The organism is Streptomyces sp. NPDC045701, assembly GCF_056432045.1.
Genome location: NZ_JBWKJV010000018.1, coordinates 1 through 15,895 on the forward strand (window position 1 = coordinate 1; position 15,895 = coordinate 15,895).

At 73.2% G+C, this 15,895-nt stretch carries 14 protein-coding genes and 1 tRNA gene; 11 read left to right on the top strand and 4 right to left on the bottom strand.

The window, feature by feature from the left end:
- Nucleotides 1-230 precede the first annotated feature (230 nt).
- The gene (locus tag AC07DW_RS19735; RefSeq protein WP_478858943.1) at nucleotides 231-3,038 is read left to right on the top strand and encodes a penicillin acylase family protein; all 2,808 of its coding nucleotides are present in this window, start codon (nucleotides 231-233) and stop codon (nucleotides 3,036-3,038) included.
- 20 nt (nucleotides 3,039-3,058) lie between these two features.
- On the opposite strand, the gene AC07DW_RS19740 is transcribed toward AC07DW_RS19735, so the two are convergent.
- A complete protein-coding gene (locus AC07DW_RS19740; protein ID WP_478858944.1) occupies nucleotides 3,059-3,652 on the bottom strand; it encodes a 5-formyltetrahydrofolate cyclo-ligase in 594 nt (197 codons plus the stop codon).
- 95 nt (nucleotides 3,653-3,747) lie between these two features.
- Here AC07DW_RS19740 and galU point away from each other — a divergent pair, with 95 nt between their 5' ends.
- From galU to AC07DW_RS19780, 8 genes are all read left to right on the top strand, one after another.
- Nucleotides 3,748-4,659: a UTP--glucose-1-phosphate uridylyltransferase GalU gene (galU, locus tag AC07DW_RS19745; protein ID WP_478858945.1), complete on the top strand. Its 912-nt coding sequence runs from the start codon at nucleotides 3,748-3,750 to the stop codon at nucleotides 4,657-4,659.
- On the top strand, nucleotides 4,656-5,963 hold the full coding sequence (gene glp / locus AC07DW_RS19750) for a molybdotransferase-like divisome protein Glp (RefSeq protein WP_478858946.1): 1,308 nt from the start codon (nucleotides 4,656-4,658) through the stop codon (nucleotides 5,961-5,963). The genes galU and glp overlap by 4 nt, the downstream gene beginning before the upstream one ends.
- A gap of 126 nt (nucleotides 5,964-6,089) precedes the next feature.
- Nucleotides 6,090-6,590, top strand: a complete 501-nt coding sequence (moaC, locus tag AC07DW_RS19755; RefSeq protein ID WP_478858947.1) for a cyclic pyranopterin monophosphate synthase MoaC — start codon at nucleotides 6,090-6,092, stop codon at nucleotides 6,588-6,590.
- Between the two features lie 173 nt (nucleotides 6,591-6,763).
- The gene (locus tag AC07DW_RS19760) at nucleotides 6,764-7,228 is read left to right on the top strand and encodes a MogA/MoaB family molybdenum cofactor biosynthesis protein (RefSeq protein WP_478859045.1); all 465 of its coding nucleotides are present in this window, start codon (nucleotides 6,764-6,766) and stop codon (nucleotides 7,226-7,228) included.
- The gene (locus AC07DW_RS19765; protein ID WP_478858948.1) at nucleotides 7,225-7,845 is read left to right on the top strand and encodes a GNAT family N-acetyltransferase; all 621 of its coding nucleotides are present in this window, start codon (nucleotides 7,225-7,227) and stop codon (nucleotides 7,843-7,845) included. Before AC07DW_RS19760 ends, AC07DW_RS19765 begins: the two co-directional genes overlap by 4 nt.
- Before the next feature lie 165 nt (nucleotides 7,846-8,010).
- Nucleotides 8,011-9,081 (top strand): divisome protein SepX/GlpR, encoded by a 1,071-nt coding sequence (gene sepX, locus AC07DW_RS19770; RefSeq protein ID WP_478858949.1) that lies wholly within the window; start codon nucleotides 8,011-8,013, stop codon nucleotides 9,079-9,081.
- An 86-nt stretch (nucleotides 9,082-9,167) separates the two neighbouring features.
- A tRNA-Ala gene (locus tag AC07DW_RS19775) sits at nucleotides 9,168-9,241 on the top strand.
- A gap of 365 nt (nucleotides 9,242-9,606) precedes the next feature.
- On the top strand, nucleotides 9,607-11,403 hold the full coding sequence (locus AC07DW_RS19780) for a ricin-type beta-trefoil lectin domain protein (protein WP_478858950.1): 1,797 nt from the start codon (nucleotides 9,607-9,609) through the stop codon (nucleotides 11,401-11,403).
- Nucleotides 11,404-11,443: 40 nt separating this feature from the next.
- Here the strand turns inward: AC07DW_RS19780 and AC07DW_RS19785 are convergent, their stop codons facing one another.
- Together AC07DW_RS19785 and AC07DW_RS19790 are read right to left on the bottom strand one after the other, a co-directional pair.
- Nucleotides 11,444-12,400 carry a trypsin-like serine peptidase gene (locus AC07DW_RS19785; RefSeq protein ID WP_478858951.1) on the bottom strand — a complete coding sequence of 319 codons (957 nt, stop codon included), beginning with the start codon at nucleotides 12,398-12,400 and terminating at the stop codon, nucleotides 11,444-11,446.
- A 181-nt stretch (nucleotides 12,401-12,581) separates the two neighbouring features.
- Nucleotides 12,582-13,061, bottom strand: coding sequence for a GNAT family N-acetyltransferase (locus AC07DW_RS19790; RefSeq protein WP_478858952.1), 480 nt, complete (start codon nucleotides 13,059-13,061; stop codon nucleotides 12,582-12,584).
- 59 nt (nucleotides 13,062-13,120) lie between these two features.
- Between AC07DW_RS19790 and AC07DW_RS19795 the strand changes: the two genes are divergently transcribed.
- Together AC07DW_RS19795 and AC07DW_RS19800 are read left to right on the top strand one after the other, a co-directional pair.
- Complete coding sequence (locus tag AC07DW_RS19795) at nucleotides 13,121-13,918, top strand: exodeoxyribonuclease III (RefSeq protein WP_478858953.1); 798 nt, start codon at nucleotides 13,121-13,123, stop codon at nucleotides 13,916-13,918.
- A gap of 110 nt (nucleotides 13,919-14,028) precedes the next feature.
- The gene (locus tag AC07DW_RS19800) at nucleotides 14,029-15,183 is read left to right on the top strand and encodes a DUF6528 family protein (protein ID WP_478858954.1); all 1,155 of its coding nucleotides are present in this window, start codon (nucleotides 14,029-14,031) and stop codon (nucleotides 15,181-15,183) included.
- 23 nt (nucleotides 15,184-15,206) lie between these two features.
- Here AC07DW_RS19800 and AC07DW_RS19805 read toward each other — a convergent pair whose 3' ends face one another.
- Nucleotides 15,207-15,833 carry a MerR family transcriptional regulator gene (locus tag AC07DW_RS19805; RefSeq protein WP_478859046.1) on the bottom strand — a complete coding sequence of 209 codons (627 nt, stop codon included), beginning with the start codon at nucleotides 15,831-15,833 and terminating at the stop codon, nucleotides 15,207-15,209.
- Between the last annotated feature and the right edge of the window lie 62 nt (nucleotides 15,834-15,895).

A 15,895-nucleotide genomic window follows, 5' to 3' on the forward strand; every position in this document is an offset into this window, starting at 1 on the left:
CTCGCCGAAATGTGCGCGAGAGACCCCGGACAGGGCAGGATGGGAGCAGGCCGTGCGGGCCCAGGTAAGCATCACAACTCACCCAACCCGCACGGCCCTTCTCATGTCACGGGCCGGGCCGCCCCGTATTTCCCCCAAGGTCGTTACTGACACCGCGTCCGGGCCGGGTGGGCGCTGCGCCTATGGTTGCTCCAGCACTCCAGGACCAGCCTGCGCCTCGAAGGACAGCGATGCCCGCCAACACCACCGCCGCTTCCACCAAGAAGAAGGGGCGACGTGCCCGTCTGCTCGTGATCGCCCTGGTGCTGGCGCTGGTCGCGGGAGTCGGCTACGGCGCCTACTGGGGCGTCAGCACCGTGCGCGCCCCCTTCCCGCAGACCACCGGCACCCTCAAGCTCGACGGCCTGTCCGGGCCCGTCGACGTGAAACGGGACGACTACGGCGTCCCGCAGATCTACGCCTCCACCGACGAGGACCTCTTCCGCGCCCAGGGTTACGTCCAGGCGCAGGACCGGTTCTGGGAGATGGACGTCCGCCGGCACATGACGGCCGGGCGTCTGTCCGAGATGTTCGGCAAGGAGCAGGTCGAGACCGACGCGTTCCTGCGCACCCTGGGCTGGCACCGGGTGGCGCAGGAGGAGTACGACAGGCTCCTGTCGCCCGACACCAAGAAGAACCTCCAGGCGTACGCGGACGGCGTGAACGCCTACCTGAAGGGCAAGGAGGGCCGCGACGTCTCGGTCGAGTACGCCGCCCTCGCCTTCAGCAACGACTACGCGATCGAGCCGTGGACGCCGGTCGACTCCGTGGCCTGGCTCAAGGCCATGGCCTGGGACCTGCGCGGCAACATGCAGGAGGAGATCGACCGTTCGCTGATGACCAGCAGGCTCAGCGAGAAGCAGATCAAGGAGCTGTACCCCGCGTACCCGTACGACCTGCACCGCCCGATCGTCGACAAGGGCGGCGTCGACGAGGCCACCGGGAAGTTCGACCCGGCCGCGGAGGGCGACGCCCAGGACGCGGACACCGGCACGGGCGACGGCCGGGGCGACGGCACCGGCCAGGAAACCGGTCAGGGCACCGGCGCGGGCATCGGTTCCGGCACTGTCCAGGGCGCCACCCAGGGACTCCAGTCGCAGCTCTCGGCCCTCTCCGCCTCCCTGGAGAAGATCCCCGCCCTGCTCGGCCCCAACGGCAACGGCATCGGGTCCAACTCCTGGGTCGTCTCGGGCAAGTACACGACGACCGGCAAGCCGCTGCTGGCCAACGACCCGCACCTGGCGCCCCAGCTGCCCTCGCTCTGGTACCAGATGGGTCTGCACTGCCGTTCCGTCTCCGACAAGTGCCGTTACGACGTGTCGGGCTACACGTTCTCGGGCATGCCCGGTGTGGTCATCGGCCACAACCAGGACATCGCCTGGGGCTTCACCAACCTGGGCGCGGACGTCAGCGACCTGTACCTGGAGAAGATCACCGACAGCGGTTACGAGTTCGACAACAAGGAAGTCCCCTTCGTCACCCGCAAGGAAGTCATCAAGATCGCCGGTGAGGGGTCCAGGACCATCACCGTCCGTTCGACGAACAACGGCCCCCTGGTGTCCGACCGCAGCAACGAGCTGGAGAAGGTCGGCGACGAGGCCCCCGTCGACGCCCTCGCCCCGGACCGCGGCGACGGCTACGCGGTCGCCCTGCGCTGGACGGCGCTGGACCCGGGCAAGTCCATGGACGCCGTGTTCAAGCTGAACCGCGCCACCGACTTCCAGCAGTTCCGTGAGGCCGCCCGCGACTTCGAGGTGCCCTCGCAGAACCTGATCTACGCCGACGCCAAGGGTGCCGAGGGCAACATCGGCTACCAGGCGCCCGGCAGGATCCCGGTCCGGCAGAAGGGCCACGACGGCACCATGCCGGCGCCCGGCTGGGACAAGAAGTACACCTGGAAGAAGACGTACGTCCCCTTCGACGAGCTGCCCTACGAGGAGAACCCGGAGCGCGGCTACATCGTGACCGCCAACCAGGCCGTCGTCGACTCCGGGAAGTACCCGTACCTGCTCACCGAGGACTGGGGATACGGGTCGCGCAGCCAGCGCATCAACGACCTGCTGGAGTCCAAGACCAAGGACGGGGCCAAGGTCTCGACCGAGGACATGCGCACCATGCAGATGGACAACAGCAGCGAGATCGCCAAGCTGCTGACGCCCTACCTGCTGAAGATCGACATCTCCGACCCGCACGTCCGTGAGGCGCAGAAGCTCCTGGAGGGCTGGAACTACACCCAGGACGCGGATTCCGGAGCGGCCGCGTACTTCAACGGCGTCTGGCGCAACGTCCTCAAGCTCGCCTTCGGCAACAAGCTGCCCAAGGAGCTGCGGGTGAGGGGCGAGTGCCTCAACGTCCGCCCGGCCGACTCGACCGGGCCGGTCGACGAGCAGAACCGGCTGGTGCGGGAGTGCGGTCAGCGCGACGCCGAAACGGCCCAGCCGGACGGCGGCGACCGCTGGTACGAAGTGGTCCGCTGGATCCTGGAGGACGAGAAGAGCGAGTGGTGGCAGTCCCCCCGCAGCCGGACGCACGAGGGCACCGACACCCGGGACGGGCTGCTGAAGCGCGCCATGGAGGACGCCCGCTGGGAGCTGACCTCCCAGCTCGGCAAGGACGTCAACAGCTGGAGCTGGGGCCGGCTGCACCAGCTGACCCTGAAGAACCAGACCCTCGGTACCGAGGGGCCGGGCTTCATCCAGTTCCTGCTCAACCGGGGACCGTGGAACCTGTCCGGCGGTGAGGCGGCGGTCAACGCCACCGGCTGGAACGCGGCCGGCGGGTACGGGGTCGTGTGGGTGCCGTCGATGCGGATGGTGGTGAACGTCGGCGACTGGGACAAGTCCCGCTGGATCAACCTGACCGGCGCCTCCGGCCACGCCTACAACGCCCACTACACCGACCAGACGGACAAGTGGGCCAAGGGCGAGCTGATCGACTGGGCCTACGGCAAGCAGGCGGTCGACGCCAGGACCGTCGACGCGCTCGTGCTCACGCCGTAGCGGACGCCGGTCCCGGGCCCTCAGGCGCGGAAGCGGAGGGTGACCTCCGGGGTCACCGCCGCGTGGACGGGGTGGTCGTGCGGTTCCTCCGGGACCCGCGCGACCACCTCGTTCGCGTACAGGAGCACCACCAGGGCCGGATCGAGCCCGGACCGGACGACGCGGGCCAGCACCCGGTCGTACGAGCCGCCACCGCGCCCCAGCCGCATGCCCCGCGCGTCCACCGCCAGGCCGGGCAGGAGGACCGTGTCGGCCGTCAGGACGGCGTCCACGCCCAGCCGGGGTCCCGCCGGCTCCAGGAGGCCGCGCCGGGCCCGTACGAGCCGCTCGGCGCCCTCGTAGGCGGCCCAGTCGAGGTCGTTGTCCTCCAGCAGGACCGGCAGCAGCACGCGGACGCCCCGCGCGTGCAGCGCGTCGAGCAACGCGCGCGTGCCCGGTTCGCTCCCTATGGAGACGTACGCGGCGACCGTCCGGGCTCGCCTCAGCTCGGGCAGGTTCAGGGCGGCGTCCGCGAGAACCGCGGCCGCCTTCTGGACGTCATCACTGGTCAGAAGGGTGCGAGCGGCCAGCAGTTGGCGTCGCAGAACGGCCTTTTCGGACATGTCGCCGGTCATCAATACCTCACAAAACCCCTCGTAGCAGGCCGTATGAGCACGAAGTCGATCGCAACCTCATCTTCATCTCATACCGACCGGATATGGTGCTCCGCATGAACGAGTCGCACCCCAGGATCAGCAAGGCTGTCATCCCCGCCGCCGGCCTCGGCACCAGGTTCCTGCCGGCCACCAAAGCCACTCCCAAAGAGATGCTGCCTGTGGTCGACAAGCCGGCCATCCAGTACGTCGTCGAGGAGGCGGCCGGCGCCGGCCTCTCCGACGTGCTGATGATCACCGGCCGCAACAAGCGGCCCCTCGAGGACCACTTCGACCGGAACTACGAGCTCGAAGAGGCCCTCATCAAGAAGGGCGACCACGAACGCCTCGCCAAGGTGCAGGAGTCCAGCGACCTGGCCACGATGCACTACGTCCGCCAGGGCGACCCGCGGGGCCTGGGCCACGCCGTCCTGTGCGCCGCCCCGCACGTCGGCGACGAGCCCTTCGCCGTCCTCCTCGGCGACGACCTCATCGACCCGCGCGACCCCCTGCTGGCCCGCATGGTGGAGGTCCAGGAGCGCGAGGGCGGCAGCGTCGTCGCCCTGATGGAGGTCGAGCCGTCCCAGATCCACCTCTACGGCTGCGCGGCCGTGAAGCCCACCGGCGACGCCGACGTCGTGCGGGTGACCAGCCTGGTCGAGAAGCCCGACCCCGCCGAGGCGCCCAGCAATTACGCCATCATCGGCCGGTACGTCCTCGACCCCGCCGTCTTCGGCATACTGCGCGAGACCGAGCCCGGCCGGGGCGGGGAGATCCAGCTGACCGACGCCCTCCAGAAGCTCGCCGCCGACGAGTCGGTGGGCGGTCCGGTGCACGGCGTCGTCTTCGCGGGCCGCCGCTATGACACCGGCGACCGCGGGGACTACCTGCGGGCCATTGTCAGACTCGCGTGCGAACGTGAGGATCTGGGACCGGACTTCCGGAACTGGCTGCGCGGTTACGTCACCGAGGAGATGCAGGGACTGTGAGTACGACCTGGTCGGTGGACGAGCACCTGGAGGACATCCTCCAGGCGGTCCACCCGCTCGACCCCATCGAGCTGCCGCTGCCCGACGCCCAGGGCTGTGTCCTGGTCGAGGACGTCATGGTGCCCGTCGCCCTGCCGCCCTTCGACAACAGCTCCATGGACGGGTACGCGGTACGGGTCGCCGATGTCACCGGAGCCACCGAGGAGTTCCCCGCGGTGCTCACGGTCATCGGCGACGTGGCGGCGGGCAGCGGCGAGCTGCCCACCGTCGGCCCCGGCCAGGCCGCCCGCATCATGACCGGCGCCCCACTGCCGCCCGGCGCCGAGGCCGTCGTCCCGGTCGAGTGGACCGACGGCGGCACCGGCGGCGCGGCCGCCACCGGCATGCGGGCCGCGAGCGCCGCCCCCGAGGGCGCCACCGGCCAGGTCCGCGTCCACCGCCCGGCCGAGGCCCGCGCCCACGTCCGCGCGCGGGGCAGCGACGTCCAGGCCGGCGACCTGGCCCTGGCGGCGGGCACGGTGCTCGGCCCGCCGCAGATCGGGCTGCTGGCCGCCATCGGCCGCGGCACCGTGCGGGTGCGTCCCCGCCCGCGGGTGGTCGTGATGTCCACCGGCAGCGAACTGGTCCAGCCGGGCGAGGAACTGGGCGAGGGACGGATCTACGACTCGAACAGCTTCGCCCTGGCGGCCGCCGCGCGCGACGCGGGCGCCATCGCCTACCGGGTCGGCGCCGTCACCGACGACGCCACGACGCTGCGGGCCGCCATCGAGGACCAGCTGATCCGCGCCGACCTGCTGGTCACCACCGGCGGGGTCAGCGTCGGCGCGTACGACGTGGTCAAGGAGGCCCTGTCCTCGGTGGGCGACGAGGACGAACCGGGCAGCGGCATCGACTTCCGCAGGCTCGCCATGCAGCCGGGCAAGCCGCAGGGCTTCGGCTCCATCGGGCCCGAGCACACCCCGCTCCTCGCCCTGCCCGGCAACCCGGTCTCGTCGTACGTCTCCTTCGAGCTGTTCGTCCGGCCGGCGATCCGCGCGCTGATGGGCCTCGGGGACGTCGAGGACGCCCAGCGGCCACGTGTGCGTGCCGCCCTCGCCGCCGGCGAGCCGCTGTCGTCGCCGCCCGGCAAGCGCCAGTTCCTGCGTGGCACGTACGACGCGGGAGCCGGCACCGTCACCCCGGTGGGCGGTACCGGGTCCCACCTGATCGCGGCCCTCGCGCAGGCGGACGCCCTGCTCGTGGTCCCCGAGGACACCACCACGGTCGAGCCGGGCGACGAGCTGGACGTGGTCCTCATCGGCTGACGGGCCGGGCGTGGCGGTACCGTGTCTGCCGCTGTGCCTTCCCGGGGGACCACCCCCGGCCCTCGCCGGCGCGACAATGGCCGTGCGGGGCAATCGGCGCCGGAACACGCGAGGCGGAGTTCAGCAGTGAGTACGCAAGGCAGCCTGACGCACATCGACGAGTCGGGGGCGGCCCGTATGGTCGACGTCTCCGGGAAGGACGTCACCGCCCGCACCGCCCGCGCCACCGGCCGGGTCCTCGTCTCCCCCCGGGTGATCGAGCTGCTGCGCGGCGAGGGCGTCCCCAAGGGCGACGCCCTGGCCACTGCCCGTATCGCCGGGATCATGGGCGCCAAGCGCACCCCCGACCTCGTCCCGCTGTGCCACCCGCTGGCCCTCTCGGGCGTGACGCTGGACCTGTCGGTCGCGGACGACGCGGTGGAGATCGCCGCGACCGTGAGGACGACCGACCGCACCGGGGTCGAGATGGAGGCCCTCACGGCCGTGTCGGTGGCCGCGCTGACCGTCGTCGACATGATCAAGGCCGTCGACAAGACGGCCGTCATCACCGACGTTCGGGTGGAGGAGAAGACGGGCGGCAAGTCCGGCCCCTACCGGCGCACCGAGGCCGAAGGGGCGCAGGCGTGACGCCCCGGGCCGGCCACGTCCACGGCGCGCACGCCCACGAGCCGGAGCGCGCCGCCGCCCCGCACGCCCCCGAGTCCGCCCCGCACGCCCACCGGCCGGAGCACCACCACGAGCCGGAGCACGCGCCGGCCGGGACCGCGCCCGCCGGCACCGCCCCCTACCGGGCGCTCGTCGTGACCGCCTCCAACCGGGCCTCCGCCGGGGTGTACGAGGACAGGGGCGGCCCCCTCCTCGCCGAGGGGCTCACCAGGCTCGGCTTCACCGTCGACGGCCCCCGGGTCGTCCCCGACGGCGACCCCGTCGAGGCCGCCCTGCGCGCCGGGATCGAGGCCGCGTACGACGTCATCCTCACCACCGGCGGCACCGGTGTCTCGCCCACCGACCGCACCCCCGACGTCACCCGCCGCGTGCTGGACCACGAGGTCCCCGGCATCCCGGAGGCCATTCGCGCCCACGGCCGCGACAAGGTCCCGACCGCCGCCCTGTCCCGGGGGCTGGCCGGGGTGGCCGGCCGCACCCTGATCGTCAACCTGCCCGGCTCCACCGGCGGCGTCCGCGACGGCCTGGCCGTCCTGGAACGGCTCCTGGTCCACGCGGTCGACCAGTTGCGCGGCGGCGACCACCCCAGACCGTCATGAACCCGTCCTGGCCGGTGACACTGGCGGACGGCGCGGTGCTCCTGCGGCCGATAAGGATGCGCGACCAGCGGGAATGGCGCGAGGTCAACCGGCGCAACCGCGACTGGCTGCGCCCGTGGGAGGCGACCGTCCCCCCGCCCGCCCCGGGCGTCCCGCTCGCGCAGCGCCCGACGTACCGCCAGATGGTCCGCCACCTGCGTACCGAGGCGAACGCGGGGCGCATGCTGCCGTTCGTCGTCGCGTACGAGGGCCGGCTGGTGGGCCAGCTGACGGTGGCGGGCATCACCTGGGGCTCGATGTGCTCGGGCCACGTGGGCTACTGGGTGGACCGCGAGGTCGCCGGCCGGGGCGTCATGCCGACCGCCGTGGCGCTCGCCGCGGACCACTGCTTCCGCACGGTCGGCCTGCACCGGATCGAGGTGTGCATCCGGCCCGAGAACACCCCGAGCCGCCGGGTCGTGGAGAAACTCGGATTCCGTGAGGAAGGGCTGCGTCCCCGGTACCTCCACATCGACGGCGCCTGGCGCGACCACCTCGTCTTCGCGCTCACCGCGGAGGAGGTCCCGGAGGGACTGCTGCGCCGCTGGCACCGGACCGGCCGGGGAACACCCCGCTGACCCGGCCCGGGAATGCCGCAATTAAAATAAATGTTCGAATTCGGCCGCCGATCTGTCGGAACCGGTCCGTCAATCGCAAAAAAATTCAGTGATATCAGCCAGATCGTGCGACACACCGGCCCAATTGGCCGATGGCCGGATGCGAACCCCTCTACGGTGTGAGGCGTGAGCAGCAGCGGCCTCATCTACGCAGTCATCGTCGGGGCCTGGGCCGCCTACCTGGTGCCGATGTGGCTCCGCAGGCAGGACGAGCTGAACGAAGCCCGTCCGACGGAACGCTTCAGCACCGCCATCCGGCTCCTTTCCGGACGGGCGGGCATGGAGCGCCGGTACGCCAAGGAGTTGCGCGAGCGGGGCGCCGAACAGGCGGCCTCGCCCGACGTCGACCCGGACGCCGAGACCGAGCACCTCAGCTCGGTCGACGTCCGGGCCTTCGCCGCGCCCCCGGACCGCACCGAGGCGCGCCTGGAGGTTCCCGCGGCCCCGCCCGCCGGGCCACGCCCCGCGCGGCGCCCCCGGCCCGCCGGCGCCGCCGGGGCCGCCGCCGAGCGGGCCCGGCGCTCGAAGGTCCTGGCCAGGCGACGGCGTACCACGGTCGTCCTCTTCCTCGCGTTCACGCTCGGCGCCATCGTCGCGGCCGTCGGGGGCCTCGCGTTCCTGTGGGCCCCGGGCGTCCCCGCCGTGCTGCTCAGCGCGTACATCGTTCATCTGCGGGCCCAGGAGCGCCGGCGCTTCGTGTACGTGATGGACCGGCGCCGCGCCGAGGCCGCGGCGCAGCGCCTGCGGGAGAGCCGCCCCCACGGCCGGCCCGTCCCGGCCCAGGCCGAAGCGCCCGAGGCCCGCCACCCGGAGCCCGAGCCGGAGCCCGCCCCGGCGCTCACCCCGCAGGAGGCCGGGCGCCGCGCGCTGGTCGAGCAGACGGACCACGCCGAGTGGGTGGACCAGCAGCGCGACCACGGCCCCACCCGGGGCGACAGCTGGGACCCGGTCCCCGTGCCGCTGCCCACGTACGTCACCGCGCCGGTCGCCCCCCGCGCCGGCGGTGGCGTCGACGTCACCGACCCGGAGACCTGGAGCGCGGCGCGTTCCTCCGCGGCGGAACCCACCCCGCCGCCGGCCACCCGGCAGAACCCGCACCCCAGTCCGCACCCGCCGCGCCGCTCCCACGACCACGGCAGGACGCCCCTCTTCGACCAGTACGCGGACGAGGACCGCCCGCGCGCCGCCAACGAGTGAGGGCCGTGTGACGCCCTCCGGGGCCGCGGGGGAGGAGCGGATTTCCGGGCACCCGGATCGGGATGCTAATGTTTCACACGTCGCAAGGGCCTGTGGCGCAGACTGGTAGCGCACCTCGTTCGCATCGAGGGGGTCAGGGGTTCAAATCCCCTCAGGTCCACGCACACACAAGATCCCGTCCGATCGTTCCGATCGGGCGGGATCTTGTCGTTGTACCCCGGAACGGCCGGCGGGGCCGGTGAACAGCCCGGCGGGCCGGTGGCGGGAATTGCGGGCGATCACCCACGCCGGACGGCGGGACGGCCGGAATGGGCCGGAGGTGCCGCGCGCCGGAACTCTTGTTCCCTACCGGCGGGTTATGGAAAGCTGTGCAGCCCTACGGCCCCAACAGGGCTTTTTCGAGCGGCAGTTCCCTTTACCGGGCGATGTCGTCCCTCAAAAGGGAATCGCGCCGACCAGGTATGTACCAATCAGGCTGCGTTCACTTCAGCCCCCCATCGCAATGCCCTGAACGGACAAACACCCATGCCCTTTCCCCGTCCCGAGCATTCCGTTCCACCGCCGCCTCCCTACGCGCCCACGTCCGGAGGGGCGGACGCGGCACTCGCCGGTCTGCTGGGCGCGGCGCCCGACGGTACGGCGGACGCCTACCCCGCGACCGCGATCATGGCGCGGCACTGCGGCGCGGTGAGCGACTACGCCACGCTGCTCACCACCTCGCGTGCCCACGCCTCGATGGCGGTGTCCGCCGCCTTCGCGCGGGTCCTGGACGAGCTGCGCCACGGCGACCAGGGCGGGACGCAGGCGGCGCTGAGACCCCGGCTGCTGGTGGCCGTGCGCCGTACCGTCGCGGAGTGGGCCGGGGACCCGCGTGTCGCCGCCCTGCTGACCGGGGAGTGCGCCCCCGCGGAGCCCGGGCCCGACCGGCAGCTCCTCGCCCGCGCGTTCGCGGCACTGCCCGGACCGGCGCAGGTACTGCTGTGGCACCGCGAGGTCGAGGCGGAGGGGATATCCATTCCGGCCGCATTGCTGGCCGTCGATCCCCGTGCCGCCACGGCCCGACTCGAAGAAGCCCGAGAACTGTTGCGCGCCGGTTGTCTGCGCGCCCACGCGGAACTCGCGGCGGACCCGGAATGCCGGCACTACAACCGGCTGCTCGACATATCGCTGCGCCGGGGCGGCGAGCTGATCCCGGACATCCGCCGGCATTTGTCGAAGTGCCGGCACTGCCGTTACGCCGCGGACCAGTTGAGCCACTCCGACGGGCGGCTGCCGCTGCTGCTGGCCGAGGCCGTCCTCGGCGGGGGTGCCCGCGAGTACGTCGCCTCACGGCCGGCCCGCTCCCGTACCCGTACCGGCACGGGCGCCGGGGCCCCGGCGGAGGCACGCCGGACCGGGCGCCACTCCCGGGCCGCGCCGGTGGGCGCCGCGCGGCGCCTCGCGGGGGCCGTGCCGGGAGGGGGAGCGCTCCTGGTGGGACTGGGGCTGGTGATGACCGGACTGCTGGGCGTGGCGGTCGTGTCGGGCCTCCGGACGGACGCCGAGGACGGCGGGCGCGGCGCCGGGGCGGCCCCCGCGGGCACGGCGACCCCGCCGGGCGGTGCCGTCCCCGCGCCCGGCTCGCCGCCCACCGCCGCCCCACCGCGGCCACCCGCGTCCGCCGGGCACGCCACCGGGACGCCGAGCACCCGGCTGCGCAACGCCGCGACCGCGCTGTGCCTCGACATCCGGGACGGCCGGCCGCTGGTGGGCGCCGAACTCACGCTGGCGTCCTGCTCGGGCTCCCCGACGCAGGGATGGCGGTACGAGCCGGACGGGCTGCTGCGCAGCGCGGCGGCCCCGGACTTGTGCCCGCACTCGCAGGAGCCCTCCGGCGTGGTCGTGCTGCGGTTGTGCGCGACACAGGCCGCGGTGACCGTGCGCTACGACCTCAGTGTCCGGGGCGACGTGGTGCCCCGGTGGCACGCGGGCCTGGGGCTGGTGCCGTCGGCCGCGCGGGCGGGGGCGACCGTGGTGGTGAAGGTGCGGGACGGGTCGCCCGAGCAGCGCTGGCTGACCGACGACACCGGCGCCGCCCCCTCGCCCCGGCGGGCCGTCGATGACATCGATGCCACCCGGGGTGCCGGGGTGGTGGAGGGGGCCGTCGTCCCGGGCTCGGCACGGGGCCCGTCGCCGGACCCGGCGTCCGGCCCGCCGCCGCCGGCGTCCCGCGGGCGCGGAGCGGTGGGCGGGGCCACGCCGGGCGAACGGCACGGCGTCCGGGGCGTCGGCGCCCCGGCCCCCGGTGCCCCGGCCTCCGCCGTCGCGGCCGGCGCGCGCTGAGCGCCGGCGGGGGGCCGCCCCGCCGGCGCCGCCGGGCCCGCTACGACACCTGGGCCTTGTCGTACAGGGCCTTGGCCTCGTTGCCGAAGTACGGCCCGAACATCCGGTTGGGCAGGAAGGTGTAGCCGAAGCTGTTCACCGAGACCTGGAGGCCCGTGCCGGCCGTCTCGCTGAAGCCGGTGAACCAGGGGCCGCCGCTGGAGCCGCCCGTCATGTTGCAGGCCAGGCTGTGGTCCTGGGAGAAGAGGAAGTCCTTGGCGGAGTTCCCGCTGCAGTAGACCAGCTTGGAGCCGTCGTACGGGGAGGCGGCCGGGAAGCCGAAGGCGTACATCTGCTTGTTGTAGCCGCCGTTGAACTGGATGCCCTGCGCCCCGGTGACGGAGGTGAGGGTCTGGCCGTTCAGCGGTGCGACGACGGCCGCGCCGATGTCGTGGTTGATGTCCTCGCTCGCCTCCCACTGGGGGGTGGTGAGCGTCTTGGCGGCGGTCCACTGACCGTAGGGCGCCTGGCCGTTGTCGTACGCGGGAACGAAGACCCAGTTGGTGTGCCAGCTGCCCTGGTACTTCACGCAGTGCCCGGCAGTGATCACCGTGCTGGCGTTCTGGCTGGTCACGGCGTTGCCGGAGCAGGAGGCCGTACGGCCCTGGAAGCTGAAGAAGACGCGCCCGGACGTCTTCACGACGGCTCCGCCGCCGGTCCAGGCGCCGCCCGCCTGGGGGAAGGCGGTGGGGGCGACGGTCGTGGTGGCGCCGCCCCGCTGCGGAGTCCTGAGCTTCTTGGCGGCGCTCGGGGTGAGCAGCAGGTCGAGCGGGGTGGCGGCGCGCATCCGCTCGGCGGTCCAGAAGGTGCGCGCCTCGTGCTGTTCGGCGGTGGTGACGGACCTGGTGGCGGGGGCGGGTGCCGGCGGGGCCGCGGTGGCGGCGGTGGTCGACAGGGTGCCGGTGAGCAGGGCTCCGACGGTCAGCAGGACGCCCGTGGCGGTGCGTTGGCCTCTCACGCATGTCTCCTTCTGCCGTGCCCGGTGCGCGGCCGGCGCGGCCGGGCAGGGTGGGGGAACGAAGAGCGGTGCGGATCGACGTGCGTGTGGCAGGGTGCCATGGACGGCGCTGTTTTGTCAGGGGCTCGTCACGATGAGTTCACCGGCGGGGCCGGTTCGCCGTCACTCGGGACGTGCGGCGTCACTTCAGTGGCTTGGCGAAACATCGGCTGCTCTCGTACGCGCGGTAGTAGCCGAACTTGGCGCAGGGCGCGTAGCCGCTGGACACGTACAGCGTGATGGCCTCCGGCTGGGCGTCGCCGGTCTCCAGCACCATCCGGGTGCGGCCGGCGGCCCTCGCGTCGTCCTCCAGGGCGGCGAGGATGCGGCGGGCGAGGCCGAGGCCCCGGGCCTCCGGGACGACGTACATGCGCTTGAGCTCGGCGTCGCCGTCGGCGTACCCCTCCTCGTTCCGCTCCTGCGCGCGCCAGCCGCCGGTCGCCACGGGGCGCTGGTGCTCGTCGTACGCGATGAGGTACAGGCCGCGTGGCGGGCGGAACATCGACGGGTCGAGCGGTGTGAGGTCGCCCTCGTCGCCGTACCGCTCGGCGTACTCGAGCTGCACCATGTCGTTGAGCTTGCGGGCGTCGGGGTGGTCGAACGGCCGGGTCTGAATAATCATGCGGGGCATCGTACAATCATGCGGAGTGGTCTTCGAGGCGGTGTCGGTAGGGTTCGCGCATGCTCATTGTGACGTCCGTGAACGTGAACGGTCTGCGTGCCGCCGCCAAGAAGGGGTTCGTGGAGTGGCTCGCCGCCACCGAGGCCGACGTGGTGTGCCTCCAGGAGGTACGGGCCGAGGAGTCCCAGCTGCCCGAGGCGGTCCGCGCGCCCGAGGGCTGGCACACCGTGCACGCCCCGGCCGCCGCCAAGGGCCGCGCGGGCGTCGCGATCTACACGCGGCGCGAGCCCGACGCGGTACGGATCGGCTTCGGGTCGAGCGAGTTCGACGGCACCGGCCGGTACGTCGAGGCCGACCTGCCGGGCGTCACCGTCGCCAGCCTGTACCTGCCCTCGGGCGAGGTCGGCACCGAGCGGCAGGACGAGAAGACCCGCTTCATGGACGAGTTCCTGCCGTACCTCAAGGGGCTCCGGGAGCGCGCGGCGGCCGACGGCCGCGAGGTGGTCGTCTGCGGCGACTGGAACATCGCCCACCAGGAGGCCGACCTGAAGAACTGGAAGGCCAACCGGAAGAGCTCCGGCTTCCTCCCCGAGGAGCGGGAGTGGCTGACCCGCGTCTTCGACGAGGCGTCGTACGTGGACGTCGTGCGCGCCCTGCACCCCGGCCAGGAGGGCCCGTACTCCTGGTGGTCCTACCGCGGCCGGGCCTTCGACAACGACGCCGGCTGGCGCATCGACCTCCAGGTGGCGACGCCGGGCCTCGCGGCCCGCGCGGCCAAGGCCTGGGTGGAGCGCGCCGCGACGCACGGCGAGCGGTGGAGCGACCACGCCCCGGTGACGGCGGCGTACGAGCTGTGAGCCCGTCCCGCCGAAACGGGAGCGGCTGATCCGCATCCGCAAGTGAGGGTGTGTCAGCGGTTGTGTGGCGAACCTCACTTCTGGGGATGCTTCTGGCAAGGTGAGGCGGTGTGCGATTCACCGCCGTACGGACGCCGCTGAAGTCAGCCCTGATCGCGGCCGTCGCGTGCGGTGTGCTGATCGCCGCCACCGTACAGACGTCGGCCACCGTCCCGGTTCCCGCTGCCGAGATCCCCGCCGGGACGCCCGACGTCCTCCTCACCGACCAGGCATCCCGGCGCGTCCTGCTCCTCGACGGCGGGCGGCGCGCATGGGACCCGGTTGCCGACCCGGCCGTCGTGAAGTGGGCGTTCTCGCCGGTCGGGGACGCCCGGTACGCGGACCTGGAGCCGGACGCCAGCTGGGTGCACCCCAGTGAGGCCAAGGTGCGGACCTGGCGCGGCAGGACGTACGTGCTGACGGTGGCCTCGTTCGGCTTCGCGGCGGTGGTCGCGTACCCCTCGGGCGCGCGGTACTGGGGTGCCGCGCTCTCACCGGGCACCGTCCGGCACAACCCGCACAGCATCGAACTGCTGCCTGACGGGAACGTCGCCGTCGCGGGCAGCACCGGTGGTGTCGTGCGGTTGTACGCCGCATCGCGGGGCCGGGCCGGCGTGCCGTACGTCGACCACCCCCTCAGGGACGCGCACGGACTGCACTGGGACGGCGGGCGGCGGGTGCTGTGGGCGCTGGGCGGCGACCGGCTGGTGGCGTTGCGGGTGGGCGGTACGGCGGCGCGGCCGGCCCTCCGGGCGGTCTTCGAGGCGCGGCTGCCGACCCCGCACGGCCACGACCTGGGGCCGGTCGCGGGCGACCCGGACCGGCTGTGGGTGAGCAGCGGCTCGGCCGTCTACCAGTACGTGAAGAGCTCCGGGACCTTCCGGCGCGACTTCCCGGGCGCGGCGGGGATCGACCGGGCGCGGGTCAAGGCGGTGGGGGACGACCCGGTGACCGGTCAGGTGATCTCCACGGTGCCGGAGCGGGGCCTGGGCGAGACCTGGTGGACGCGCACCGTGGCCGTGCACCGGCCGGACGGGCGCTACCGGCTGGCGGGCGGGGGCGTCTACAAGGCACGGTGGTGGACCGCTCGCTGCGACCGGCGGGGCGGGCCGGGCGGGTCGGTGGCGTGGGGCCCGGCGGCGGCGACGGTGTCCGGCGCGGTGGGTGCTGTGAGCGGGGGTGCGGTGGGGGCCCCTGGTGCGGCGGGCCGGTGGTGCCGCCCCTAGAGCCGACCCCGGCGGCGGCCCCGTCAGCCGTCGAGGGCGCGCAGGCGGCGGTCGAGCGCCATCGAGACCTCCGCCTCCACCACGCTCTTCGCCAGCGGGCGCAGCCGTACGGCGTCGGCGGCCCCCGCCGCGTGGGTGCGCAGCAGGTCGGCGAAGAGGGAGGCGAGGGCGTCGGCGTGGGTGCGTACCCGGGCCGCGGCGGCCAGGACCGCGGACAGCGGGACGCCCTCGGCGACGAGCGCGGCCGAGACCTCCAGCAGCCGGCGGCTGACATGGACGATCTCCTCGCCGTCGGTGGCCAGGTAGCCGAGCTCCAGGGCGGCGGCGAAGTTCTCGGGCGTGACCTGGTCGCCGAAGTGGTCGGCCAGCTCCTCGGGGGTGAGCCGGACCGGCTCCTCCTCCGTCGGTTCGCCGAGCCCGAGCACCTCGCCGACGTCGCGGCCGCTCTCGAAGGCGGCGGCGAGGTCGGCGATGCCGTTGAGGGTGTGGCCCCGTTCCAGCAGCGCGGCGATCGTCCGCAGCCGGGCCAGGTGGTGCGGCCCGTACCAGGCGATGCGGCCCTCGCGGCGGGGCGGCGGGATCAGCCCGCGTTCGCGGTAGAAGCGCAGCGTACGGGCGGTGATGCCGGCCGCCTCGGCCAGTTCCTCCATGCGGTACTCGCGCCCGCCGCCGGGCCTCTCGGCCAGGCTGCCCGTGGGCTCGTGCGCCGTGC

Excerpts from the sequence above, each read along its gene's own strand:
- AC07DW_RS19735 (WP_478858943.1), top strand. The coding sequence starts at position 231 with ATGCCCGCCAACACCACCGCCGCTTCCACCAAGAAGAAGGGGCGACGT.
- AC07DW_RS19740 (WP_478858944.1), bottom strand. The coding sequence starts at position 3,652 with ATGACCGGCGACATGTCCGAAAAGGCCGTTCTGCGACGCCAACTGCTG.
- galU (WP_478858945.1), top strand. The coding sequence starts at position 3,748 with ATGAACGAGTCGCACCCCAGGATCAGCAAGGCTGTCATCCCCGCCGCC.
- AC07DW_RS19765 (WP_478858948.1), top strand. The coding sequence starts at position 7,225 with ATGAACCCGTCCTGGCCGGTGACACTGGCGGACGGCGCGGTGCTCCTG.
- AC07DW_RS19780 (WP_478858950.1), top strand. The coding sequence starts at position 9,607 with ATGCCCTTTCCCCGTCCCGAGCATTCCGTTCCACCGCCGCCTCCCTAC.
- AC07DW_RS19790 (WP_478858952.1), bottom strand. The coding sequence starts at position 13,061 with ATGATTATTCAGACCCGGCCGTTCGACCACCCCGACGCCCGCAAGCTC.
- AC07DW_RS19795 (WP_478858953.1), top strand. The coding sequence starts at position 13,121 with ATGCTCATTGTGACGTCCGTGAACGTGAACGGTCTGCGTGCCGCCGCC.
- AC07DW_RS19805 (WP_478859046.1), bottom strand. The coding sequence starts at position 15,833 with ATGGAGGAACTGGCCGAGGCGGCCGGCATCACCGCCCGTACGCTGCGC.